The sequence below is a fragment of the Actinomadura craniellae genome (assembly GCF_003289645.1).
In the GTDB taxonomy this organism is placed as follows: Bacteria; Actinomycetota; Actinomycetes; order Streptosporangiales; family Streptosporangiaceae; genus Actinomadura_D; species Actinomadura_D craniellae.
Window position 1 is genome coordinate 455,193 of sequence record NZ_QLYX01000003.1, and the last position, 22,196, is coordinate 477,388.

The 22,196-nt window shown below is 73.7% G+C and carries 22 protein-coding genes; 7 read left to right on the top strand and 15 right to left on the bottom strand.

Features of this window, described 5'->3' with window-relative positions:
* Positions 1-1,514: 1,514 nt before the first annotated feature.
* Positions 1,515-2,168, bottom strand: a complete 654-nt coding sequence (locus tag DPM19_RS08985) for a CDP-alcohol phosphatidyltransferase family protein (protein ID WP_158566733.1) — start codon at positions 2,166-2,168, stop codon at positions 1,515-1,517.
* Positions 2,169-2,227: 59 nt separating this feature from the next.
* Between DPM19_RS08985 and nadD the strand changes: the two genes are divergently transcribed.
* Both nadD and DPM19_RS08995 read left to right on the top strand, forming a co-directional pair.
* A complete protein-coding gene (gene nadD, locus DPM19_RS08990; protein ID WP_233509995.1) occupies positions 2,228-2,833 on the top strand; it encodes a nicotinate-nucleotide adenylyltransferase in 606 nt (201 codons plus the stop codon).
* A gap of 147 nt (positions 2,834-2,980) precedes the next feature.
* Positions 2,981-3,349, top strand: coding sequence for a YciI family protein (locus DPM19_RS08995; protein WP_111864681.1), 369 nt, complete (start codon positions 2,981-2,983; stop codon positions 3,347-3,349).
* Between the two features lie 52 nt (positions 3,350-3,401).
* Here DPM19_RS08995 and DPM19_RS09000 read toward each other — a convergent pair whose 3' ends face one another.
* The 5 genes from DPM19_RS09000 to DPM19_RS09020 all read right to left on the bottom strand — a co-directional run bounded on the left by DPM19_RS09000 (position 3,402) and on the right by DPM19_RS09020 (position 7,102).
* Positions 3,402-3,782 (bottom strand): YciI family protein, encoded by a 381-nt coding sequence (locus DPM19_RS09000; RefSeq protein ID WP_111864684.1) that lies wholly within the window; start codon positions 3,780-3,782, stop codon positions 3,402-3,404.
* Between the two features lie 157 nt (positions 3,783-3,939).
* Positions 3,940-4,161, bottom strand: coding sequence for a chaplin (locus tag DPM19_RS09005; RefSeq protein WP_111864687.1), 222 nt, complete (start codon positions 4,159-4,161; stop codon positions 3,940-3,942).
* 213 nt (positions 4,162-4,374) lie between these two features.
* Positions 4,375-5,394 (bottom strand): 4-hydroxy-2-oxovalerate aldolase, encoded by a 1,020-nt coding sequence (gene dmpG / locus DPM19_RS09010; protein WP_111864689.1) that lies wholly within the window; start codon positions 5,392-5,394, stop codon positions 4,375-4,377.
* Complete coding sequence (locus DPM19_RS09015) at positions 5,391-6,320, bottom strand: acetaldehyde dehydrogenase (acetylating) (RefSeq protein ID WP_111864692.1); 930 nt, start codon at positions 6,318-6,320, stop codon at positions 5,391-5,393. The genes dmpG and DPM19_RS09015 overlap by 4 nt, the downstream gene beginning before the upstream one ends.
* Positions 6,317-7,102 (bottom strand): 2-keto-4-pentenoate hydratase, encoded by a 786-nt coding sequence (locus DPM19_RS09020; RefSeq protein ID WP_233509996.1) that lies wholly within the window; start codon positions 7,100-7,102, stop codon positions 6,317-6,319. Before DPM19_RS09020 ends, DPM19_RS09015 begins: the two co-directional genes overlap by 4 nt.
* 96 nt (positions 7,103-7,198) lie before the next feature.
* Between DPM19_RS09020 and DPM19_RS09025 the strand changes: the two genes are divergently transcribed.
* A complete protein-coding gene (locus DPM19_RS09025; protein ID WP_146778783.1) occupies positions 7,199-8,029 on the top strand; it encodes a hypothetical protein in 831 nt (276 codons plus the stop codon).
* 66 nt (positions 8,030-8,095) lie between these two features.
* Here the strand turns inward: DPM19_RS09025 and DPM19_RS09030 are convergent, their stop codons facing one another.
* The 6 genes from DPM19_RS09030 to DPM19_RS09055 all read right to left on the bottom strand — a co-directional run bounded on the left by DPM19_RS09030 (position 8,096) and on the right by DPM19_RS09055 (position 12,971).
* Positions 8,096-9,295, bottom strand: a complete 1,200-nt coding sequence (locus tag DPM19_RS09030) for an ABC transporter permease (protein ID WP_111864699.1) — start codon at positions 9,293-9,295, stop codon at positions 8,096-8,098.
* Positions 9,292-9,960: an ABC transporter ATP-binding protein gene (locus tag DPM19_RS09035; RefSeq protein WP_407642497.1), complete on the bottom strand. Its 669-nt coding sequence runs from the start codon at positions 9,958-9,960 to the stop codon at positions 9,292-9,294. Before DPM19_RS09035 ends, DPM19_RS09030 begins: the two co-directional genes overlap by 4 nt.
* Positions 9,957-11,006 (bottom strand): peptidoglycan-binding protein, encoded by a 1,050-nt coding sequence (locus DPM19_RS09040; RefSeq protein ID WP_111864702.1) that lies wholly within the window; start codon positions 11,004-11,006, stop codon positions 9,957-9,959. The genes DPM19_RS09035 and DPM19_RS09040 overlap by 4 nt, the downstream gene beginning before the upstream one ends.
* Positions 11,003-11,461 (bottom strand): hypothetical protein, encoded by a 459-nt coding sequence (locus DPM19_RS09045; protein ID WP_111864705.1) that lies wholly within the window; start codon positions 11,459-11,461, stop codon positions 11,003-11,005. The genes DPM19_RS09040 and DPM19_RS09045 overlap by 4 nt, the downstream gene beginning before the upstream one ends.
* Positions 11,462-11,535: 74 nt before the next feature.
* Entirely contained in the window at positions 11,536-12,417 is an 882-nt protein-coding gene (locus DPM19_RS09050; protein WP_146778784.1) for a hypothetical protein, read from the bottom strand.
* A 5-nt stretch (positions 12,418-12,422) separates the two neighbouring features.
* Entirely contained in the window at positions 12,423-12,971 is a 549-nt protein-coding gene (locus DPM19_RS09055) for an RNA polymerase sigma factor (protein ID WP_111864711.1), read from the bottom strand.
* 262 nt (positions 12,972-13,233) lie between these two features.
* On the opposite strand from DPM19_RS09055, the gene DPM19_RS09060 reads away from it, so the two are divergent.
* Positions 13,234-15,525 carry a heavy metal translocating P-type ATPase gene (locus DPM19_RS09060; protein ID WP_111864714.1) on the top strand — a complete coding sequence of 764 codons (2,292 nt, stop codon included), beginning with the start codon at positions 13,234-13,236 and terminating at the stop codon, positions 15,523-15,525.
* 200 nt (positions 15,526-15,725) lie between these two features.
* Positions 15,726-19,139, top strand: a complete 3,414-nt coding sequence (locus DPM19_RS09065) for a LamG domain-containing protein (RefSeq protein WP_158566734.1) — start codon at positions 15,726-15,728, stop codon at positions 19,137-19,139.
* Positions 19,140-19,278: 139 nt separating this feature from the next.
* Here DPM19_RS09065 and DPM19_RS09070 read toward each other — a convergent pair whose 3' ends face one another.
* The gene (locus DPM19_RS09070) at positions 19,279-19,659 is read right to left on the bottom strand and encodes a PIN domain nuclease (protein ID WP_111865077.1); all 381 of its coding nucleotides are present in this window, start codon (positions 19,657-19,659) and stop codon (positions 19,279-19,281) included.
* Complete coding sequence (locus DPM19_RS09075) at positions 19,659-19,946, bottom strand: hypothetical protein (protein ID WP_111864719.1); 288 nt, start codon at positions 19,944-19,946, stop codon at positions 19,659-19,661. Before DPM19_RS09075 ends, DPM19_RS09070 begins: the two co-directional genes overlap by 1 nt.
* Before the next feature lie 250 nt (positions 19,947-20,196).
* Here DPM19_RS09075 and DPM19_RS09080 point away from each other — a divergent pair, with 250 nt between their 5' ends.
* Positions 20,197-20,856, top strand: a complete 660-nt coding sequence (locus DPM19_RS09080) for a Uma2 family endonuclease (RefSeq protein ID WP_111864722.1) — start codon at positions 20,197-20,199, stop codon at positions 20,854-20,856.
* A 12-nt stretch (positions 20,857-20,868) separates the two neighbouring features.
* Here the strand turns inward: DPM19_RS09080 and DPM19_RS09085 are convergent, their stop codons facing one another.
* Positions 20,869-21,276 (bottom strand): ChaB family protein, encoded by a 408-nt coding sequence (locus DPM19_RS09085; protein WP_111864725.1) that lies wholly within the window; start codon positions 21,274-21,276, stop codon positions 20,869-20,871.
* A 178-nt stretch (positions 21,277-21,454) separates the two neighbouring features.
* Between DPM19_RS09085 and DPM19_RS09090 the strand changes: the two genes are divergently transcribed.
* Positions 21,455-22,174, top strand: a complete 720-nt coding sequence (locus DPM19_RS09090; protein ID WP_111864728.1) for a maleylpyruvate isomerase family mycothiol-dependent enzyme — start codon at positions 21,455-21,457, stop codon at positions 22,172-22,174.
* Positions 22,175-22,196 lie beyond the last annotated feature (22 nt).

Consider the following 22,196-nt stretch of genomic DNA (forward strand, 5'->3'; position numbering starts at 1 on the left):
CGCGGAGACGGGGCGGCGGAGCAGCAGGGCCAACTGCACGTGCCGGACGCACAGGGACGCGTGCGTCCGCCCGACCCCGGGGATCCGTGTCTCGGCTCGGGCGAGGGCACGGCGCACCAGGACGGTGAGGTATCGGCCGAGCGCCCACCGCCACCACCGGCGGCGCGGGCCGCGCAGCAGCATCGCGGTGGCCGCGGCTTCCACCGCCCTGACCCGGTCCCCGCCCGCCAAGGAGATCAGGGCCGAGGCGGGGGCGGAGTGCGCGAGCCCGGCCAGCGCGTAGGCGCGCACCTGTGCGGGGGCGCCCGGGGTGCGGGCGGCTCGGAGCCGGAGCGCCCGGGCCTCGGCGCGGTCCCCAGGAGCATCCCGGCGATCCAGGGCCGTGGCGAGCCTGGCCTTGATGCGGGCGGTCGGGATCCGCGTGCTCAACCGGCGGAACACTTCGATCGCCTCGTCGTGACGGCCGGAGTCCGACAGCATCCACGCGCATGCCTGCGCCGGAAGCCCGGTGGGCAGCCGGCGCCAGGCCTCGAACGCCGTCGCGTATCCGGCCGTGGCGGCGTGGACCCGCGGCCAGGGCGGCAGGTCCTCCGCGAGCGTGGCCCGCAGCCCGCTCTCCGGATCGGCCAGCACCGGTTGTTCCGGGCTGATCTCCCGGAGCCGGCCGGCCAGATGGGGATCGACGCGTTGGGCGACCCACGCGAAGGCTCCCGGGCGCAGGCGGGACACCAGTGCGTCCGCACAGTCGAGGTCGGCACCGGAGTAGCCGGTGACCAGGACGAACCCGCTGCCGGTGAGCGAGTCGAGCACCGCGAGGCGGGCCGCGCCCAGATGGACGGACTCGGCGAGGTCCATCGGGGGGCGGGCCGGTAGCAGCATCTCCGGAGAACCCGCTGAGCCACGCAGTTTGACCAGCAGCGCCCCGTTCGTCCGGCCGAGGTCGCGCGGGCGGGTGACGACGGTCAGCGGTGGTGCGTCGCGTGGGAACCGTTTCCGCCAGGCGGCCAGAGCGGGGAAGAAGCACCCGGGTGTTCCGGGGGGCAGGTCGGCTCGGCCGGAGAGCAGCGCATAAGCGCGCTCGATGCCGTCGTCGAAGTTGAGCGTGACATGCATGCCGGACGTCGCGAGCCGCCAGGCGGACAGCAGGTGCGCCGCACCTGGCACCACCAGGCCGAAGCATGACAGTACCGCCGCGGCGTGGCCGTCGCCGGGTTCCGCGCAGGCGTGCAACCGGGCGATCACGTTCCAGTGGCGGGTCCGCAGCGTCGTGCGCCCCGCCGCGGTGACCACGCCCGGGGCGACGGCGTCGGCGGCGTCCAGGCATACGTCGATCAGATCGTGATGGAACGCGGCGCCGAGAGGCAGGGCCGCGGGGGGATCGGCGGAAAGACCGGCGCCACTGAACACGTTGAACACGGGAAGGACCCCCGCTCCGGATTCGCTGCCCAAGATTCTGCGCCCGGCCACCGGCCCTGACAATGCCGGACGGCCCCGCGATCCTGTTGCGGGCGTGTTCACAGCCGCTGGCTGATCGCCACCCAGCGCTGGCCGATGGTGATGGAGGAGAGCAAGGCCACGGCGATCGTCGCCAGGAGCAACTGGTCGACGACCAAGCCGAGGATCAGAATTCTTTTGCGGTTCGTGAGCGGGGCGAGGCCCATTTGAAAAATGCGATTCAGTGCGTCGTGGGTCATCTCTCGGGTCGCGATGGCCGCTTCGCCCTTGGCTTTGACATAGCTCACGCAGAGTGCGGCGCCGCAGGCCGCGACCGCCCATACGGCGGCGCCGCGGGGGCCGGTCATGGTGAGGTGGTAGGCGATGCCGCAGAAGAGCACCACTTCGGACACCCGGTCCGCGGTGGCGTCCAGCAGCATCCCGCGGGCACTCGCCCGCCCTTGTAGGCGTGCGAGTTCCCCATCAAGGAGATCGGCGGGCAGGGACACGGCCAGGAGCAGCGCACCTGGGAGCAGGTGGCCGAGCGCCACCAGGCCGGCGGCCAGGGCCTGGATCCCGACACCGGCGGCGGTCACCGTGTTCGCGGTGATCCTCCCCCGGCCGATCCGGTCGATCACGACGGCCAGTCGTAATATCACACGGCGCATGCGTGTCGTCCCGCGATCGTTCATCGCGTTTCTAGTGAATTCCATGGCAACATCCTGGATCGCCACGGATCTCGCTTGTGCGTAATCCGACACAGATATTTCCGGGGTTTCTCTCATACTGAGGCATGGGACTGCGTCTGGGGATTATGGGCGGCACTTTCGATCCTATTCACAACGCACATTTACTGAAAGCTGATGTGGTGGCGCGCAGCCTCGGGCTCGATGCGGTCGTTTTCATTCCCGCGGGCCAGCCCTGGCATAAGAACATGGCCGAGGTCTCCTCCGCTGCGGACCGCTACGCCATGACGGTCATCGCGACGGCCACGGACCCCAGATTTTCGGTGAGCCGGGTGGAAATCGACCGGGGCGGCCCCACCTACACGGTGGACACCTTCCAGGAGTTACGGCGGGTCCTCGGCGAGCAGGTCGAACTGTTCCTCATCGCGGGCGCCGACGTGTTGAAGGGAATCCTCACCTGGCGGGAGGCTCGTCTGCTGCCCGAACTGACCAATTTCGTCTTCTGCTCCCGGCCGGGACACCGGTTGCTCGCCGTCGGCCTGCCGCCGGAACGGGTCACCCTGCTGCACGTCCCGGAGAGGGGCATCTCGTCGACCTCGATCAGGAGGCGGGTCGGTTGCGGCGAGCCGATCCGCCATCTGGTGCCGGCCGCCGTGGCCGACTACATCGAATGCCGCGGTCTCTATCGGCCGGACCGCCTTCCTGTGACGTGACGGCGGACGGGCCCGGCGTATCGTGACCGGGCGGGGCGCCGGCTCCGTTCGGAATCTTTTCGCCGGGACGTCGAGAAGCCGGTGGGCGCTCCGATCCATGGGTGAGAGGCGCCCGCGATCGGGTGCCGCACCGTGAGGAGCGAAGTCGTGAAATATCTGCTGATCATGCACATGAACCCGGCGGCCTGGGACGCGCTGCCGGAGGAGAAGCGCACCGAGGTGATGAACGGCCACGACGGCTTCATCAAGACGATCACCGAGTCCGGGGAGATGATCGGAACCCAGGCGCTGGCCGACCCGGCGAACAGCGCGGTGGTCCGGGTGCGCGGCGGTGTCCCCGTGGTGACCGACGGCCCGTACCTGGAGGCCAAGGAGTTCCTGGCCGGCTACTACCTGGTGGACTGCGAGAGCAGGGAGCGCGCGATCGAACTGGCCGCCCTCATCCCGGACGCTTCGGTCGAGGGGTTCGGCATCGAGGTCCGCGCGGTCATGTTCTCCGCGGGCTTCGAGATGTGACCGCCCGGCCCCGCGCCCGGGATCCGGGCGCGGGGCCGCCGAGCCGTGGCGGTCAGCCGTCGGAGGCGAAGTCCGCGGGCCCGAAGACCTGCCGGACCTCGGACTCGCCCTCCCAGCCGGGCCAGTGGATCTTGTGCAGTTCCATGAAGGTCGTGGCGAGCTCGATCGCCTCCTCCTGGGAACCCACGTCGAACATGGCGTAGCTGGCGATCACTTCCTTGGCCTCGGTGAAGGGACCGTCGGTCGTGGTCAGTTTCCCGCCGGCCAGCCGCACCCGGGCGCTCATCGCGGTCGGTGCCAGCCCTCCCGTGTCCAGCAGCCGCCCGGACTTGGCCTCCGCCTCGCCGTGCCGCGCGATGGCGTCCATCAGCTCCTGGGGCGGGGCGCCCAGGCCCGGGTTCTCCTCGGTCTTCAGCAGCAGCAGGTAGCGCATCGTCGTCTCTTCTCCGATCAGGGCCGATCGGCATCGGCCGGAACATCTTCCAGCCACGCGTCGAAGAGCCGTACCCGGAATCGACATTCCACCCGAAATTCGTTCGACGATTTTGTTTTCCCTGCTCACCGGCCGAGCCGGCCGCCGCGCCCCCGGCTCAGTCGGCGACCTCGACCTCGGAGTCGCCGTGGCAGCGGCCCGTCGAGTGGATGTTGTTGGCGCAGGCGTTGGTGGGGACCGAGACCGGGGCGATGACCAGAGCGTTGGACAGCACCCGGCTCCCGCGGCCGGTGGTCTCGATGTCGGCGGAGGCGGTGCCGGTCAGGCCGCCAACGGCGGCGAGGGCGAGCACGGCGGTCGCGATCAGCTTGGCGAACATGGGACTCCTCCCGTAGGCGGGCCCGCGGGCCCGCACTCCCTCGAAAGGCCCAACACTCCCTCAAGGGACCTGCTCGATCCGGGCGGTCGTATTAACGGTTTTCACATCTGTTCACCACGTGACGGCAAAGCCGATGCCCAATGCCGGACAAACCCGGCCAGTCGCCCTGGCCGAGTGGGAGCCCGGACGGTCCGCGCACCGCCGCCGGCCTTGTCAGGAGGCGCGGTCGCGTTCGGCCGCGAGCTGCAGGGCGACGTCGATGATCATGTCCTCCTGGCCGCCGACGTACCCGGCCTCGCCGACCTTCTGCAGGATCTCGTGGACGGGGACCTCGTAGCGTTCCGCCGCGCGCTCGGCGTGCAGGAGGAAGCTGGAGTAGACACCGGCGTAGCCCTGGGTGATGGCGCCCCGGTCGGCGAACGGCAGCCGGTGCAGGAACGGCTTGACCACGTCCTCGGCCGCCGCCATGACGCCCTGGATGTCCACCCCGGTCCGGATGCCGAGGCGGTCGAAGGTCGCCGCCACCACCTCGGTGGGGGCGTTGCCCGCCCCGGCGCCCAGCGCGCACAGCGCACCGTCGATCTGGCGGGCGCCGTTCTGCGCCGCCAGGACGGAGTTGGCCACCCCCAGCGACAGGTTCTGGTGCCCGTGGAAGCCGACCTCGGCCTGGTGGCCGATCTCCTGCACCAGGGCCGAGACCCGGGCCTGGGCGTCCCCGAGCACCAGGGCCCCGGCGGAGTCCACCACGTAGACGCACTGGGCGCCGCCGTCCACCATGATGCGCGCCTGGCGGGCCAGCTCCGCCGGGCCGACCCGGTGCGACAGCATGAGGAACCCGACCGTTTCCATGCCCAGATCGCGGGCGGCGGCGAAGTGCTGGAGCGAGACGTCGGCCTCGGTGCAGTGGGTGGCGATGCGGGCCACCGAGGCGCCCACCCCATGCGCCTTCCTCAGGTCCTCCACGGTGCCGAGACCGGGCAGCAGCAGCACCGCGATCCGCGCCCGGGTCGCCTCGTCCACGGCGGCGGAGACCAGCTTGATCTCGTCTTCGAGGGAGAACCCGTAGTTGAAGGACGACCCGCCGAGCCCGTCGCCGTGGGTGACCTCGATGACCTCCACCCCGGCCGAGTCGAGCGCGTACACCACCCCGCGCACCTGCTCCTCGGTGAAGCGGTGGGCCATCGCGTGGGAGCCGTCGCGCAGCGTGGAGTCCGTGATCCGGACGTCGTTCATGCCGTGTCCCTTTCGCCCCTGCCGCCCGTGCCGTCCCCGCCGTCTCGCCCGGCCGCCAGCCGCTCGCCGACCTGGGCCGCGGTGGCGGTCATGATGTCGAGGTTGCCGGCCCAGGGCGGCAGGTAGTCGCCGTTGCCCTTGACCTCCAGGAACACCGCGACGCGGGCGTGCCCGTTCCAGATGTCGCGGGGGCCGTCGAACTGCGGTTCGGCGCGCAGCGTGTAGCCGGGCACGTACGTCGCCACCCGCTCGACCATGGCGTGGACGGAGGCGGCGATCGCCTCGGTGTCGGCGTCGGCGGGCAGGGCGCAGTACACGGTGTCCCGCATGATCATCGGCGGGTCCACCGGATTGAGGATGATGATCGCCTTCCCGCGCCCGGCCCCGCCGACCTGCTCGATCGCCCGGGCGGTGGTCTGGGTGAACTCGTCGATGTTGGCCCGGGTGCCGGGCCCGGCCGACCGGGACGCGATCGAGGCGACGATCTCGGCGTAGGGCACCGGCACCACCGAGGAGACCGCGTGCACGATCGGGATCGTCGCCTGCCCGCCGCAGGTGATCATGTTGAGGTTCGGGACGTCGGCCAGGTCGTCCAGGTTGACCGGCGGGCACACCAGCGGCCCGACCGCGGCCGGGGTCAGGTCGAGGGCCTTGATCCCGGCGGCCTCGTAGCGGGGCGCGTTGGCCAGGTGGGCGCGCGCCGAGGTCGCCTCGAACACCAGGTCCGGCAGCGGGTCCTGGGCCAGCAGCCAGTCCACCCCCTCGGCGGAGGCGGGCACCCCCATCTCCCGGGCCCGCGCCAGCCCCTCGGAGCCGGGGTCCACCCCCACCATGGAGTGGACCTGGAGGTGCTCGCTGCGCAGCAACTTCACCAGCAGGTCGGTCCCGATGTTCCCGGGCCCGACGATGGCGGCGGTGAGACTCACGAGCCCCCCTTGAAGTTCGCGGTGACGGTGCCGAGCCCGGCGAACTCGGCGGTGAGGACGTCCCCGGCGGAGATCGGCTCGGCCGAGGTGATCGAGCCGGGCAGCACCACGTGCCCCGCCTCCAGCGACACGCCGCGCTCGCCCAGCGTGTTGGCCAGCCAGACCAGCGCGTTCAGCGGCGAGCCCAGCGCCGCCCCGGCGGCACCCGTGTTGATCAGTTCGCCGTTGCGGTACAGCAAGCAGCCCGCCAACCGCAGGTCCACGGCGTCCAGCGGGGCGGGCCGGGTGCCGAGCACCACCCCGCCGCTGGAGGCGTTGTCGGCGACGGTGTCCACCAGCGAGATCTTCCAGTCGCGGATCCGCGAGTCGATGATCTCCAGTGCGGGGAGCACGAAGTCCACCGCGGCGGCGGCCTCCGCGGCCGTGACACCGGGCCCGGCCAGCGGCCGGCCGAGCACGAACGCGATCTCCGGCTCGACCCGGGGCTGGAGGAACGCGCCGGCGTCGATCGGGGCGCTGTCCAGGTGGAACATGGTGTCGAGCAGGACCCCGAAGTCCGGCTGGTCCACGTTCATCTGCCGCTGCATGGCGGCCGAGGTCAGCCCGACCTTGTGGCCCTTGATCCGGGCGCCCTTGGCCCGGAACTCCTCGATCTGCGCGAGCTGGATCGCGTACGCGTCGCCCAGCGTCAGCCCGGCGTACACCGTCGTCAGCGGCTCGACGGGCTCGCCCGAGGCGTACGCGCCGAGCAGGCCGTCGGCGGCCCGGCGGATGTCGTCCACGGACGCCTCCTCCCCTGCAGTGCTCACCGGCAGCCTGCCGGGCCGGGCAGCCCGGCGCGGACGGGCGTCCCACTGGACGGGACGTAGGGTGGACGGGTGCAGCCCCACGAGCCGCGCCACCCTCATCTGCCCGGGGTCCCGCCGATCCCCCCGTACGGCCAGCCACCCCCGCCGCCCCCGGAGCCGCAGCGCGCGGGCCGCGCGGTGACGCTCGCCGTGGCGGGCGCGACCATCCTGCTGAGCACGATCGTCCTGGCCGCCGTCGCGGTGGACGCCGCCCGCCCCGACCGCCCCGACCGGCGGCCCGAACTCGCCTTCCCGCCGGAGTGGACCGCCCGGGCGAGCCCGTCGGTGACCTCGTCCGGCCCCGAGTTCACCACGGTCACCGACATCTGCGGGCTGCTCCCGGCGGGCGTCGCCCGGCGGCTGCTCCCCGGCACCGCGGCGCCCCGGCCGGAGACGTCCGGCCGGCGGTGGTCGTGCACCCGCGTGGCCGAGCGGCGGCGCGGCGGCGAGACCGGGCAGCGGAGCCTGACCCTGCGGGTGGAGCTGTACGAGGGGGCGCAGGACGCCGCGGACGCCCTCGCCCGCGACCGCGCCGCCGCGACCCCCGGCGCGGCGGGCCGGGCGTTCGAGACCGGCGGCGGCCCGCTCACCGCCCTGCCCGGGGTGGGCGACGAGGCGTTCTCCCGGTACGCGGTCAGCAAGGTCATCGGCGCGGCGGGCAGGGGCGCCGTCCACGTCCGGCTCCGCAACGCCGTCGTCGAGGTCGGGTACGGCGGCCACGACCGTCCCGTGGGCGAGTTCGGGCTGCCCGACTACGAGGCGCAGCGGCCGCTGCCGGAGGCCCCCGCCCGCCGGGGCGCGGAGGAGGCCGCCCGGGCGGTGGTGCGCGCCCTCACCGGCTGCGCCCCCTGCACCGGCTGAACGGGTCACCCGGCCGAGGGGTGGGTCACCGAAGCCCTGCTGCGCCCCCTGTACCGGCTGAACGGGTCACCCGGCCGGGGTGTTGAGCGCGGCGGTCGGGGCGAGCCGGGCGGCGCGGACCGCCGGGTAGAGGCCGGCCAGCGCGCCGGCGCCCAGGGCCGCGGCCGGGGCGGCGACCAGCGCCCAGCCCGGCACGACCGGCGGCCAGTCCCGCCACAGCGCGTACCCCGCGGTGAACAGTGCCCCCGCCGCCACCCCCGCCACCCCGCCGAGCGCCGACAGGATCAGCGACTCGGCCAGGAACTGCGCCCGGATCTGCCCCCGGGTGGCGCCCAGCGCGCGGCGCAGCCCGATCTCCCGGCGCCGCTCCAGCACGGAGATCACCATGGTGTTGGCGATCCCCACCCCGCCCACCAGCAGCGCCACCGCGCCCAGGCCCAGGAGCAGCCCGGTGAGGGCCCCCTCGGCGGCGGCCCGGGCGGCCAGCGCGTCCGAGGGCCGGGACACCTCGACCTCCTCGGGGCGTTCCGGGTTCACCGTGCGGGGGAGCACGGCGCGCACCGCGTCCACCGACGCCTCCGCCGACCGCTGGTACAGCGTGGTGGGGTGGCCGTCGAAGCCCAGGTGCGCCCGCGCGGCCGGGAAGCCGACCAGCGCGGCCCGCTCGATCTCCGGGGCCAGCGGCAGCGGGTCGAGGACGCCGACCACGGTGAACCACCGGTCGCCGATCCACACCGGGGTGCCGGGGCGCGGCCCGCCCAGCCGCCGCGCCGCCACCGACCCGAGCACGGCGGCCGGGTACCGCTCGGTCGCGGCGTTCAGCCAGGTCCCTGAGCGGACGCGGCCGTCCAGGGTGCCCAGCAGGTTGAGGGAGGCGGCCCGCACCGTGAGCCCGCCGGTCTCCGCCCGCGGGACCCGGTCGGTGCGGCGGACCGTGGCGGGCAGTTCGCCGGTGGCGCTCACGGCCCGGACCGGGCCGATCCGGCGCACCATCGCCACCGACTCGACCGGCAGCCGGGCCTCCCCGCCCTGGAGCGTCCGCCCCGGCTGGACCCGCAGCAGGTCGGTGCCCAGCCGGTCCAGCTCGCTGCGCAACCTCTCCTGCCCGGAGGCGGAGACGCCGAGCACCGCGACCATGGTCGCGATCCCCAGCGCGACGCCCAGCGCCGACAGCACCACCCGGGCCGGGCGGGCGCGCAGCCCCGCGGCGCCGACCTCGGCCAGGTCCCGGGGCCGCAGCCGGGCCGGGGTGAGCGGGCCGGTCATCGGAGCCCCCCGTCCTCGACGACCAGGCCGTCCCGCATCCGCACCCGCCGCGGGCAGCGCGCGGCGACGTCGGGGTCGTGGGTGACGACGACCACGGCGGTGCCCGCCCGGTGCAGGTCCCGCAGCACGGCGAGCACCTCCTCGCCGGCGGCGGAGTCGAGGCTGCCGGTCGGCTCGTCGGCGAGCAGCAGCGCGGGCTCGCCCGCCACCGCCCGGGCGATCGCCACCCGTTGCATCTCGCCGCCCGACAGCTCGTGCGGCCGGTGCCGCAGCCGGTGGCCCAGCCCGACCCGGTCCAGCGCGGCGGCGGCCCGCTCGCGTCGGGCGCGCCGGGACCAGCCGCGGTAGATCATCCCGCCGGCCACCTGGTCCAGCGCGGGCACCCCGGCCGTCAGGTGGAACTGCTGGAACACGAACCCGATGGCCCGGGCCCGCAGCGCCGACAGCCGCCGGTCCGGCAGCGCGCCGACCGGATGCCCAGCGACGCGCACCTCGCCGGAGGAGGGCCGGTCCAGCGTGCCCATCAGGTGCAGCAGCGTGGACTTGCCCGACCCGGACGGCCCGGTGACGGCGACCAGTTCGCCCGCCCCGACGGCCAGGTCCACCCCGCGCAGCGCCCAGGTCCGGCCGTGCCGCCGGGTGACGCCGGTGAGTTCGACGATCACAGCTCCGGCACCCCCACCCGCAGCCCGGCGCGCAGCCCCGCGGCGGAGACCTCGACCCGCCCGCTCCCGTACGCGCCGGTCCGGACGGCGAGGACGCGCCGGGCCCCGGAGGGTTCGACCACCTCGACGCCGTACCCGCCCGCGCGCAGCGCGAGCAGCGCCTCGACCGGCACGCTGAGCACGTTCCGGCGGCGCTCGGCCGCCAGCGCGACCGTCACCGGCGCCCGGTCCAGCCCGCCGGTCCCGGCCCGCCCGGTCAGCTCGATCTTGACGTCGAGCGTGGCCTCGGCGCCCTCCTCCTCGGGCTTGCGGGCGGTCGCCCCGACGGACACGACCCGGCCGCGGGCGGTCGTCCCGCCGGGCAGCTCGACGGTCACCTGGACGCCCTTCCGCACCAGGTCCCGCCGGCTCGCCCGCAGCTCGACGTGGACGGCCCGCGCGGTGCCGGTCACGGTGAGCACGGGCCGGCCCGGGGCGACCGCGGCGCCGACCGCCGCCGGCGTCTCGGCGATCCGGGCCTGGCTCGGCAGGAAGACCACCTGCCCGGCGGTCACCGCCCCGGTCCGCGGCAGCCCGGCGGCGTGTTGCCACCGGCGCACGGCGTGCGCGGTCGCGGCGGAGAAGTGCCGGTCGACGGTCAGTCCCGCGCCGTACCCCAGCGCTCGCAGCGCCCGTTCGAGCTGGCGGACGTCCGGGCCGTCCGGGACGCCCATCCGCAACGGCCGGTACAGGGGGACGGTCCCGTACATCAGCACCACCGGCTCCAGATCGACCGCGTAGAGAGCGCCGCCCTGCCCGACCACGGCGCCCGGCGCCGGAACGGACGTGACGGTGCCCGCCCGCGCCGCGGTGAGCTCGCGCTCGCCCCGGTGGCCGAGCTCGCCCTCCACCGAGACGGTGTCGACCAGGTCGCCGCGGGTCACCTCGGCCGTGGCGAGCGGTTCGGGTGCGGCGGCCGGTGCGTCCCGGCCGGTGAGGACCAGGCCCGCGGCAGCACCGCAGGCCAGCACGGCCGCCGCGGCGGCGAGTCCCTGTTTGCGTCTCATCGGGGCGCGTTCTCCCGCAGGAGGTGCGAGCAGGACCTGGACGCCTTCTCCCACAGCGCCGGGTCCTTCAGGTGGATGTCCGGTGGCGCGTCGTCGGGCATGTCGTAGCCGTGCTGCCGCATGCACCGGGAGAACCGGGCGAACCGGTCGCGGACCTCGGGGTCGTTCTTGTCGATCAGCTGGCCGCCCATGCCGTCCCGGTGCTTTTCGCACGCCTGTAGCGCCCGGTCGGGCAGGCGCAGACCGCCCGGCGGCAGGTCCTTGGGATCGTCAGGCATGTCGACGCCGTTCTCCCGCAGGCAGCGGGCCCACCGGATCCGGGCCGCGTCGGGCCCGCCCGACGGCCGCGCCGAGGCGGCGGTCTCACCGGTGGCGCCGGCGATCCCGTCGCCGGCGGGACCGCCGCCGCACGCGGCCAGCGGCGCCAGGGCGAGCAGAACGATCATGCGTTTCATGGGGAACTCCTCGGGGTGCGGGCAGGGCGAGCCGGCGCGTCCGCGCCGCGGACACGCTGGGACGGGACGGAGGTTCAGCCGCGCTTAGGGCACTGCTCGCTCAGCGACCAGGGGCGGGGGCCGGGCCGGGCGTCGGCGACCAGGACCGCTTTGCCGGGCTCGTTGGCCCACCCCTCGTGGACGTACCAGGACGCGGGCACGGCCGCCCGCGACCCCTGGTCCGGGACGGCGACCGTCGTGACGGCGATGCCACGCTCCAGCAGCATGGCCCGCACCCGGCCGAAGGTCTGGTTGACGAACGGGACGCAGGCCAGCGGCTCACCGGGGTTGTTGAGCTGGCCGAACGCTCGGTACCGCTCGCCGGGGCGGGCCTTGCGGCCCAGCATGATCTCGCGCAGCCCGGGCCGGTCCGCGTCCGGGTGCGGCCGGTAGCCGACGGGGATCCGCACGCCGATGGGGCAGCGGACGGTGCGCACGCAGCCGCCCGGCGGCTGGATGGGGGAGATGAGGTCCCTGCGCCGGGCGACGTCCTCCAGGGTCAGGCCGTTCTGCCGGGGGTCGTGGGGCCCGGAGATGCTCCCCTCCAGGCTCGGCGACACCGGCTCCAGCCGCAGCGAGACGGGGATGCCCCTGCTGTGCAGCTGTTCGGTGTAGCGCTCGGGGGCGGCGAAGGCGTCCTTGACGGTGATGACGTACTGGTCGCCCTCCCGTCGGATGTCGAGGGCGGCTTCGGCCGGGGCCGCCCCGAACGTGCCGGGGACCAGCCAGCCGATCGCCAGGGCGGCCAGGGCCAGCCCGGCGGTCAGCGGTACGAGCGTCCACCGGGGCGCCCGCCGCCGGGCCGGGGCGCGCCGCGGGACGGCCGTGATCTCGGCCAGCAGTTCGTCCGCGCCGGCCCCCATCGGCGGTACGGCGTGCGCCGGTTCGGCGCTTCGCAGGATCTCGTTCACGTCCATCTCGCTCACCCCTCCGCCAGCGCCACGGTCCGGGCGCCCAGCCGTGCCGTGTCCACGCCCGCCCGTTCCAGTTCCCGGGCGAAGCGCCGGCGCGCCCGGTGCAGCCGCACCCGCACGGTGCCGGGCCGGCAGCCGAGCACCGTGGCGATCTCGCCCGGGGCCAGCCCCTCCCAGCCGGTCAGGGTCAGCAGTTCCCGGTCCTCGGGCGACAGCCGGTCCAGGGCGGCGCGCACGCCCGCCCGGTCCCCGGTTTGTTCCCGTTCCGGGGCGGCCTCGGTGAACTCGGCCCGTAGCCGCTCGGCCAGCAGCTCGCGGCGGGCCGTCCCGCGGCGGTGGTTGGCGAGCACCCGGCGGGCCACGCCGTACAGCCACAGCCGCGCCTCCTCGCCCGGCGGCACGTCGTCCAGCCGCCGCCAGGCGACGAGGAACGTCTCGCCGAGCACGTCGACGGCGTCGTCGGGGGACTCGGTGCGGCGCAGCGCGTAGCGCCCGACCGCGGCGTAGTGCGCCCGGTAGAGCTCTTCGAAGCGCCGCCCGTCCGGAGGCTCGTCCACACCGGCTCCCTTCCCCTGGCTATTGAGGCAGATGTCCGGACAGTCCGCGGCGTTACACCCCGCCCAAAGAAAGGTGACAGATCCTGGAAGATACCCCAAGGGGGTAAGTGTTGTAGCCGGTGACGATGCATGGCACCATCAGGCGGGTCATATACCCCTAGGGGGTACGGGATGGAAAGGGGGCGGCGATGAGCACGCATACTGACGAGGTCACCGGAACGACCTGCGACCATGGCGTCGGTTCGGTGCAGGAGGAGGAGCGATGACTTCCGGCGACACGCCCGGTCGGATCGAGCTGGCGATCGGCGGCATGACGTGCGCGGCGTGCGCCAACCGCATCGAGAAGAAGCTGAACAAGCTGGCGGGCGTGACCGCGACCGTCAACTACGCCACCGAGAAGGCCGCGGTCTCCTACGCGCCCGGCGTCACCCCCGAGGACCTGGTGGCCGCCGTCGAGCAGGCCGGCTACACCGCCGAACCGCCCCGCCCAGAGGAGGACGAGACCCCCGCCGCGGCGGCCGACGAGCTGCTGCCGGTACGGCGCCGGCTGGCCGTCTCGGTGGCCCTGTCCGTCCCGGTGATCGCGATGGCGATGGTCCCGGCCCTGCAGTTCGAGAACTGGCAGTGGCTGTCGCTCACGCTGGCCGCCCCGGTCGTGGTGTACGGGGGATGGCCGTTCCACCGGGCGGCGTGGACGAACCTGCGGCACGGCGCCGCGACCATGGACACCCTGGTATCGATGGGGACGCTGGCGGCGTTCGGCTGGTCGCTGTGGGCGCTGTTCTTCGGGACGGCGGGCGACCCCGGGATGCGGCACGGCTTCGAGTTCGGCATGACCCGCACCGACGGGTCGATGAACATCTACCTGGAGGCCGCCGCCGGGGTGACCATGTTCATCCTGGCCGGCCGCTACTTCGAGGCTCGCGCCAAGCGCCGCGCCGGCAGCGCGCTGCGCGCCCTGCTGGAACTGGGCGCCAAGGACGTCTCCGTGCTGCGGGACGGCCGCGAGGAGCGGATCCCGATCGACCGGCTGGCCGCCGGCGACCTGTTCGTGGCCCGACCCGGGGAGAAGATCGCCACCGACGGGGTGGTGGAGGAGGGCTCCTCGGCGGTGGACGCGTCCATGCTGACGGGCGAGTCCGTGCCGGTCGAGGTCGGCCCCGGCGACTCCGTGGTCGGCGCGACCGTGAACGCGGGCGGCCGGCTGGCGATCCGCGCCACCCGGGTCGGCGCCGACACCCGCCTGGCCCAGATGGCCCGCCTGGTGGAGGAGGCGCAGAGCGGCAAGGCGAAGGTACAGCGGCTGGCCGACCGGATCTCCGGGATCTTCGTCCCGATCGTGATCGCCCTGGCCGTGGGCACCCTGGGCTTCTGGCTGGGCGCCGGCGGCGGGGCCGCCGCGGCGTTCACCGCCGCCGTGGCCGTGCTGATCATCGCCTGCCCGTGCGCGCTCGGCCTGGCCACCCCCACCGCGCTGCTGGTCGGCACCGGCCGGGGCGCCCAACTCGGCATCCTGATCAAGGGCCCCGAGGTGCTGGAGTCCACCCGCCGCGTCGACACCGTCGTGCTGGACAAGACCGGCACCGTCACCACCGGGAAGATGGCGCTGGTCGACGTCCACACCGCCGAGGGGACGACCGCCGCCGCGGCACTGCGCCTGGCCGGCGCGCTGGAGGACGCCTCCGAGCACCCGATCGCCCAGGCCATCGCGCGGGCGGCCCGCGACCGGTTCGGCCCGCTGGAGCCCGTGACGGACTTCGAGAACATCGCGGGCCTGGGCGTCCAGGGCATGGTGGACGGCCACGCCGTGCTGGCCGGCCGGCCCCGGCTGCTGGCCGAGTGGTCCCAGCACCTGCCCGCCGAGCTGGAGCGGGTGACGGCCGCCGCCCAGGCGGCCGGCCACACCGTCGTGGCGGTCGGCTGGGACGGCGCCGCGCGGGCGGTCATCACCGTGGCCGACCAGGTCAAGCCGACCTCCGCGCAGGCCGTCGCCCGGCTGCGCGAGCTGGGCCTGCGCCCGGTGCTGCTGACCGGCGACAACGAGACCGTGGCCCGCACGGTCGCCCGGCAGGTCGGCATCGACGAGGTGATCGCCGAGGTGCTGCCCGCCGGCAAGGTCGACGTGGTCAGGCGCCTGCAGGCCGAGGGCCGCACGGTCGCGATGGTCGGCGACGGCGTCAACGACGCGGCCGCCCTGGCCCAGGCCGATCTGGGCCTGGCCATGGGCACCGGCACCGACGTGGCGATCGAGGCCGCCGACCTCACCCTGGTCCGCGGCGACCTGCGGGTGGCGGCCGACGCGATCCGGCTGTCGCGGCGCACCCTGCGCACCATCCAGGGCAACCTGTTCTGGGCCTTCGGCTACAACGTCGCCGCGCTGCCGCTGGCGGCGGCGGGCCTACTCAACCCGATGATCGCCGGCGCGGCGATGGCGTTCTCCTCGGTCTTCGTGGTCGCCAACAGCCTGCGGCTGCGCCGCTTCCGCCCGCTGGCCGACACCCCGCCCCCGGCCCCGGCGGCGGGAGCTCCGGCCCGCGAGCCCGTCCGCGTCTGACCTGGTCGGAGTGCCTGCCCCGGGTCCGGCGGCGGGCACCCTGGCCCGGGAGCCGTCCCTGGCCGGAGACGGCCGTGACCAATTATTGATCTTGACGTCGGCCAAATGATCAAGGACCCTTGCGGAGATCGATTTCATCTGGGGCTTGTGCGACGTATGCGGCTATCCCTGTACGTCTCACGGTGCGGAGGCGATGAGGCATGGGGATACGGCGGCGCGCGGGCGCGATGGGGCTGGCGGTGACCATGGTCGCCTCGCTCGCCCAGATACCGGCCCTGGCCCGTCCCGCACCGGCGCTGGCCGAGGACCGGCCGGCGACACCGTTCACCGACGCGCAGGCACTGGCGGCCGCCCGCAAGTCCGGCAAACCGGTCGAGGTGCTGTCCCGCCGCGGCGAGACCCGGACCGTCCGGGCACTGCCGACCGGCAGGTTCGAGGTGACCCAGCACCTGCGCCCGGTCCGGACGGTGCAGAACGGCAGGTGGGTCGGCGTCGACACCACCCTGAAGCTGGTGAACGGCAAGGTCGTCCCCACCGCCACCTCGGCGCGCATGGCGTTCTCCGCCGGCGGCGACGCCCCCATGGTGCGCATGGCCCGGGCCTCCCGGGAACTGTCGCTCACCTGGCCGGGCAAGCTGCCACAGCCGGTGCTCGACGGCGACACCGCGACCTACCGGTCGGTGCTGCCCGACGTGGACCTGCGGCTGCGCGCGGAACCCGACGGCTTCGCCCACGTGCTGGTGATCAAGACCCCGCAGGCCGCCCGCGACCCGCGGCTCGCGGAGCTGAAGCTCAAGCTGGGCGCCTCCGGGCTGTCGGTCTCCGCCGACGCCGCGGGCGGCCTGCGCGCCACCGCCCCCGCGAGCCGCGGCGCCGTGTTCGAGGCGCCCGCTCCCGTGATGTGGGACTCCTCCCACCCGCCCGCCGCCGGGCACGACCCGGCGGACGGCCCCGGCGAGGGCGCCCGGACCGCCCAGGTGGGGGTCAAGCTGAACCGAGGCGAACTCGCGCTGCGCCCCGACCGGGACCTGCTGACCGCGCCCACCACCCGCTACCCGGTGTACGTCGACCCGACCTGGACGGCCAGTTCCCTGGACGCCGGCTGGGCGATGGTGTCCAGCACCTTCCGGAACAGGTCGTACTACAAGTTCGCCGGCAACCCGACCGAGGGCGTGGGTCGCTGCCGTCCCGCCCTGGACGACGACTGCGCCGTGCCGCAGAAGAAGCGGCTGCTCTACGAACTGCCGCTGACGACCGTCGCGAACGCACAGATCCAGTCCGCCGAGTTCATCGGATACGAGACGCACGCCCGCGAGTGCGGCGTCCCCGCCCCCGTCCAGCTCTGGCACACCCGCGCGCTCGAACCGGACGCGACCTGGCGGAGCACCGCGAACGGCTGGCTGAAGCACCTGGCGACACGCGACGTCGCGTACTGCTCCCGAGTCGGGGTGGAGTTCGGCGGCACGGACCTGCTGGCGGTCGTCCAGGCCGCCGCGGACCGCGGCGACCCGTCGATCACCTTCGGGCTGCGGGCCGCCGACGAAAACTCGGTGGCCGGGTGGAAGCGCTTCGCCTCCGACGCCTACCTGCGGCTCGTCTACAACAGGCTCCCGGATCGGCCGGACCCCGCCGGCATGAGCACGTTTCCCGGTGGCCCGTGCGTGACGGACTCCGATGCGGCTCCGTGGATGACCGGCATTCCGATTCTCTACGCCCACCTGACCGACCCGGACGGCGATCGGGTACAGGGCGAGTTCCGGGCGGCGTGGGACGACGGCACCGGCTTCGACGTCCGGTGGACCTCCTCGCTGACCGGGGCGACGAGTTCCGGTAGCAGGGTCAGCGTCACCCTGCCCGGCACCATCCCGCAGAAGAAGCCGATCGCCTGGAGCGTGCGCACCTGGGACGGCACGGCGTGGGGGCCGTGGAGCCATGCCGAACCGCAGGCGGGCTGCCACTTCGTCTACGACCCGACCTCGCCCGTGCCGCCCACCGTGACCTCGACGGACTACCCCGACGACGGGAAGGAGCACGACGGCGTCGGGCGGGCCGGCACGTTCACCATCGCCGACCCCGGCGGGATCGCGGTCAGGTACGAGATCGAGGTCAACGGCAGGCACGCCAGGACCGTCGCCACCACCGACGGAGCGCCCCGGCAGGTGCTCCTGGCGCCGGTCAGGTCCGGCACGAACCAGGTGTACGTCCGGTCGTTCACCCGGGCCAACCAGGGCAGCGCATCGACGATCCACATGTTCCGGGCTCGCGCGGGCACGCCCCCGAAGGCCCACTTCGGGCTGGACGAGCCGGCCGGGTCGGCGACGGTCACTGCGGCCACCCGCCCCGGCGAACCCGCGATCTCCGCCACGCCGCAGGGCGGGGTCACCCTCGGCGCGGACGGCCAGGAGGGCACGGCGATGCGGCTGGACGGCGCCACCGGCCACGCGCAGACGGCGGGCCCGCTGGTGGACACCACCAAGAGCTTCGCGATCTCGGCCTGGGTGCGCCCGACGGCCACCGACCCGGCGAAGTCCTACGTCGCGGTCAGCCAGGCCGGCACCCGGCAGAGCGGCCTGTCCCTGCGCTACGACGGCGAGTCGCGCAAGTGGGTGTTCGCCATGGCGAAGGCCGACGCGGACGGGGCCGGCCGGTTCGAGGCGACCTCCAAGGACCCGGCCCGGCTCGGCCGCTGGACGCATCTGGCCGGCATGTACAACGAGGCCACCGGCAAGCTGGAGATCTTCGTCAACGGCGAGCCGGGCGAGGCCGCGACCGTGGACGCGGCGTGGAACGCCACCGGCCCGCTGTACCTGGGCCGGGGCATGGACGAGGGCACCATGGCCGGCCAGTGGCCGGGCGACCTCGACGACGTCCGGGTGTTCGACCGGTTCCTCGGCGACGGCGAGGTCGCCGGGATGCTCGTCCGGCCCACGGTGCGGGCCGCCCGGTGGAAGCTGAACACCGACGGCACCGACGACACCGGCAACGGGCACACCCTCACGCTCGCGGGCGGCGCGACCATCGACCCGAACTCCGGGTTCTGGTGGGCCTCCGCGGGTGGGCTGCTGCTGAACGGCACCGACGCGTACGCGCACACCGCCGCCCCGGTGGTGGACACCACCCGAAGCTTCACGATCACCACCTGGGCGAGCACGATGGGCGGCGGGCCGACCGGGAACGCCACCCTGCTCTCCCAGCCCGGAGAGCACACCGACGTGTTCGCCCTGCGGTACGTCACGCAGTCACCCGAACTGCCCTTCGGCGGCTGGCGCTTCGAACTGGCCGAAGCCGACGCGGCGGACGCACCCCGCAAGCACGCGTCGCACTTCGATTACTCCCCCTACTACTGGATCCACCTGGCAGTGGTCTACGACGCCCTCCGCGGCGAGATGCGGCTGTACGTGAACGGCAACCTGGATCAGAGCAGGTCCGTCACGCGGGACGTCCTGACGACGGCCGCGTCCACCGGCGGACTCCAGATCGGCCGCTCGGCCTTTAACGGCGAGTACTGGCCGGACGCGATGGACGACGTGTGGGCCTACCAGAGCGCCCTGACCGAAGAGCAGATCCGCTTCCTCTCCGGGGGCCTGGAACTGGAAACCCCGGACGGCCCCTGACCGGCGAGGCCGGGCGGGACGCGCCCCCGCGTCCCGCCCGGCCCGACCGGGTGCGCCGGCGACTGTCAGAGGCAGGGGCGGGGTAGCCAGGCGGAGCCCGTGATTACACCGTCCGTGGTCACGTGACCGTCGCGGGCTGTCAGACGGTAAAGAGCCGCAGCTTGACGCCGATGGCGTTGGCAAGGTGGTTGAGATCTTCGGGATCGCTGGTGACCGCCGCAGCCTGGTACTGGACGGCGGTGGTGACGACGATCGCGTCGACGACGTCCGCAGTCCCGGATGCCGCGCAGGCAACACCGGCGGCGCGGCCGGTGCGCTCGTCGTCGGAGCGAATGTCACAGCCCCTGAGCACGCGCGAGATCTGGTGCTGTGGTCCGCCGCGCCATGCCTGAGCGAGGACCACCACTGGAACGACCGGCCGGATGCGGGCGGCGATCAGCTCGTTGTGCAGGGCGAGGAAGTCCGGGTTTCGCCGTTCAGCGGCGAGCAGGGCGCCAGTGTCGTAGACGATCGTGCGCACTACCCGGCCGCTCGCCACGGCTCGTCGTCGAGCAGCCCGGCTTCCAGCAGGAACTCGCGGGCACGCTGCCGGGACTCCTCGGGGAGCTTCCCGTGCTCGCTCTCGTACTCGGCCACCAACTCCCGGGCTGCGGCCCGGCCCGCAGCGTGGAGCGCGGCGATGCGGGCCTTTTCCACGGCTGCTTCGGCCAGCCACGCGGAGACCGGTTTGCCCTCTTCCGCGGCCGCCGCCTTGATCGTCTCCTCGACCTCCGGTGGCACCGAGATCGACAGCTTCCGTGCGGTCATGGCTCCACCATAGCGTGCGGTAGGAACGTGTTCCTACCGTTTTCGCAGTCGCCCAGGCGGCCACGCCTGACGGGAGGCGTCAGGTGGTTCCCGTCTCCGCCTACCTGATCGTGGCACCTGGCCGACGGCATCGGCTGACCAGGCCGGTCTTTCGAGGTGACGAAGCGGTAGCGGATCGCTCGTCCTCGGTACGCTGAACGGACGCTTTCCCTACGATGTGGAGCCGGTCGTGCGGGAGGAGTCACCTGACATGAGCGTCACCGTGTTGCGGCAGCCCGCGGTCGTCCTGCCGGACAGCGCCTACGCCATGTGGGCGCGCGGTGAACTCGGTGACTTCCTCCACGTGCCGGAAGGTCATCGGGTCGAGGTCATCGGGGGAGAGGTCGTCGTGTCACCCGCACCCGTGCTGGAGCACGGCGGGATCGTCCAGGACATCACACGGGCCGTGTTCCGGGCGGCCGCGGCCGACCCGGCCTTTCCCTGGGAGGCGTTCCAGGGCGTGGGCTTGGACCTGTTCGGTGTCCGGGACGGTTACATCCCTGACCTCGTCGTGATGGACGGGGCCGCTTTCGCCGCCGCCAGGGCGGCCGGGGTACGGCACCTGGTCCCCGACCAGGTCGAACTGGTGGTCGAGGTGACTTCACCTTCCAACGCGGCCGACGATCGTCGTTCACTCCAGGACCGGAGGAAGGCCACGAAGTGGAGCGGCTACGCACGATCCGAGGTGCCGTACTACCTGCTGGCGGACCGGGATCCCAAGGTCGCCCGCACCACGCTGTTCTCGATCCCCGACCAGGGCGCCGGGGCGTACCTGCACGAGGAGTCGTGGGAGTTCGGAGAGCTCGTCAGGCTGCCCGACCCGTTCGGCATCGAGATCGACACCACCCGCTGGCGGACCTGGGACGAGTGACCGCAGGCGGGTTCACCTGCGGGCGCGGGCGGTCTCCCTGCGGTTGGCCTTCTTGATGGCGTCCACCAGTTCGCTCTTGCTCATTGAGGAGCGGCCCTTGATGCCGAGGGCCTTGGCCACCTCGTAGAGGTGCTGCTTGCTGGCTTTGGCGTCCACCCCCTCGGCGGTTTTGCGGGTGTCGCGCCGGGCCCGGGGCTTGGCGGCCTCCTCGTCCGAGGGGCCCTTCCTCCCGTGGGCCTTGCGGCGCCAGTGGTCACCGACCTTCTCGAACTTGTGCTTGAGGGCGGCGTACGCGGTCTGGTACGCCCGGCGGCCCTCGCCGTACTGCTCGACCGCGGAGTCACGCACCTTCGCCCAGGTGTCCTGGGCCTCCTTCGACGAACGCCTGACGGTCGAGGGCATGTCATCGCGCTCCGGCATGGCTGCCTCCTCCTTCGCGTCGATGCGAGGCGGCGTCAGCGGCGGCCCTACCCACTGGATCCGCTCACATGCAGGTGACCGCGAGGGCGCGCCCCACCTGCCCGTGCCCGCGGCCGGAGCACGGCGGACGCCACCCCGGCCTTGAGCTTGATCGAGCCCGCCGCCTACCGTTGCCGCCATGCTCACCTTCGACCGGTACCGCACCGAGATCGCGGCCCAGACGGACGCGCTGGCCGACACGATCGCCGGCTCCGATCTCGCGCTGGCGGTGCCCACCTGCCCCCGATGGAACCTGGACAAGCTCGTCCGGCACGTCGGCGGGGCGCACCTGTGGGCCGCCACGCTCGTGGAGCGCCGCGCCACGGAGTTCCTCAAGCCCGAGCGCCAGGAGAGCCCCGACGACCACCCGGCGTACCTGCGCGAGTGCGCGGCGCGCCTGGTCGCCGTCCTCGGCGAGGCGGGTCCCGAGGTGCCGGTGTGGACGTGGACCGACGAGCGGTCGGCCGGTTACTGGGCCCGCCGGATGACCCACGAGACCGTCGTGCACCGGGCCGACGCCTGCCTGGCCCTGGGCCGGCCCTACGACCTGGCGCCGGACCTCGCGGCGGACGCCCTGACGGAGGCGCTGGAGATGGTGCTGGCCCTCCGCGGGAACGAGGAGGCCCTGCGCGGCTCGGGCGAGACCCTGCGCTTCCACGCGCCCGGCACGGGGGAGTGGCAGGTCCGGCTGGCCCCGGCCGGCCCCGAGCTCGCGCCCGGAGCCGCCGCCGACGTCACCGCGAGCGGCCCCGTCACGGACCTGCTCCTGGCCCTCCTCCGGCGCCTGCCGCCGGACCGGCTGAAGGTCTCGGGCCGCGACGACCTCCTGGACCGCTGGCTGGCGAACACGTCCTTGTGAACCCGCGGGCCCGGCCACGGGC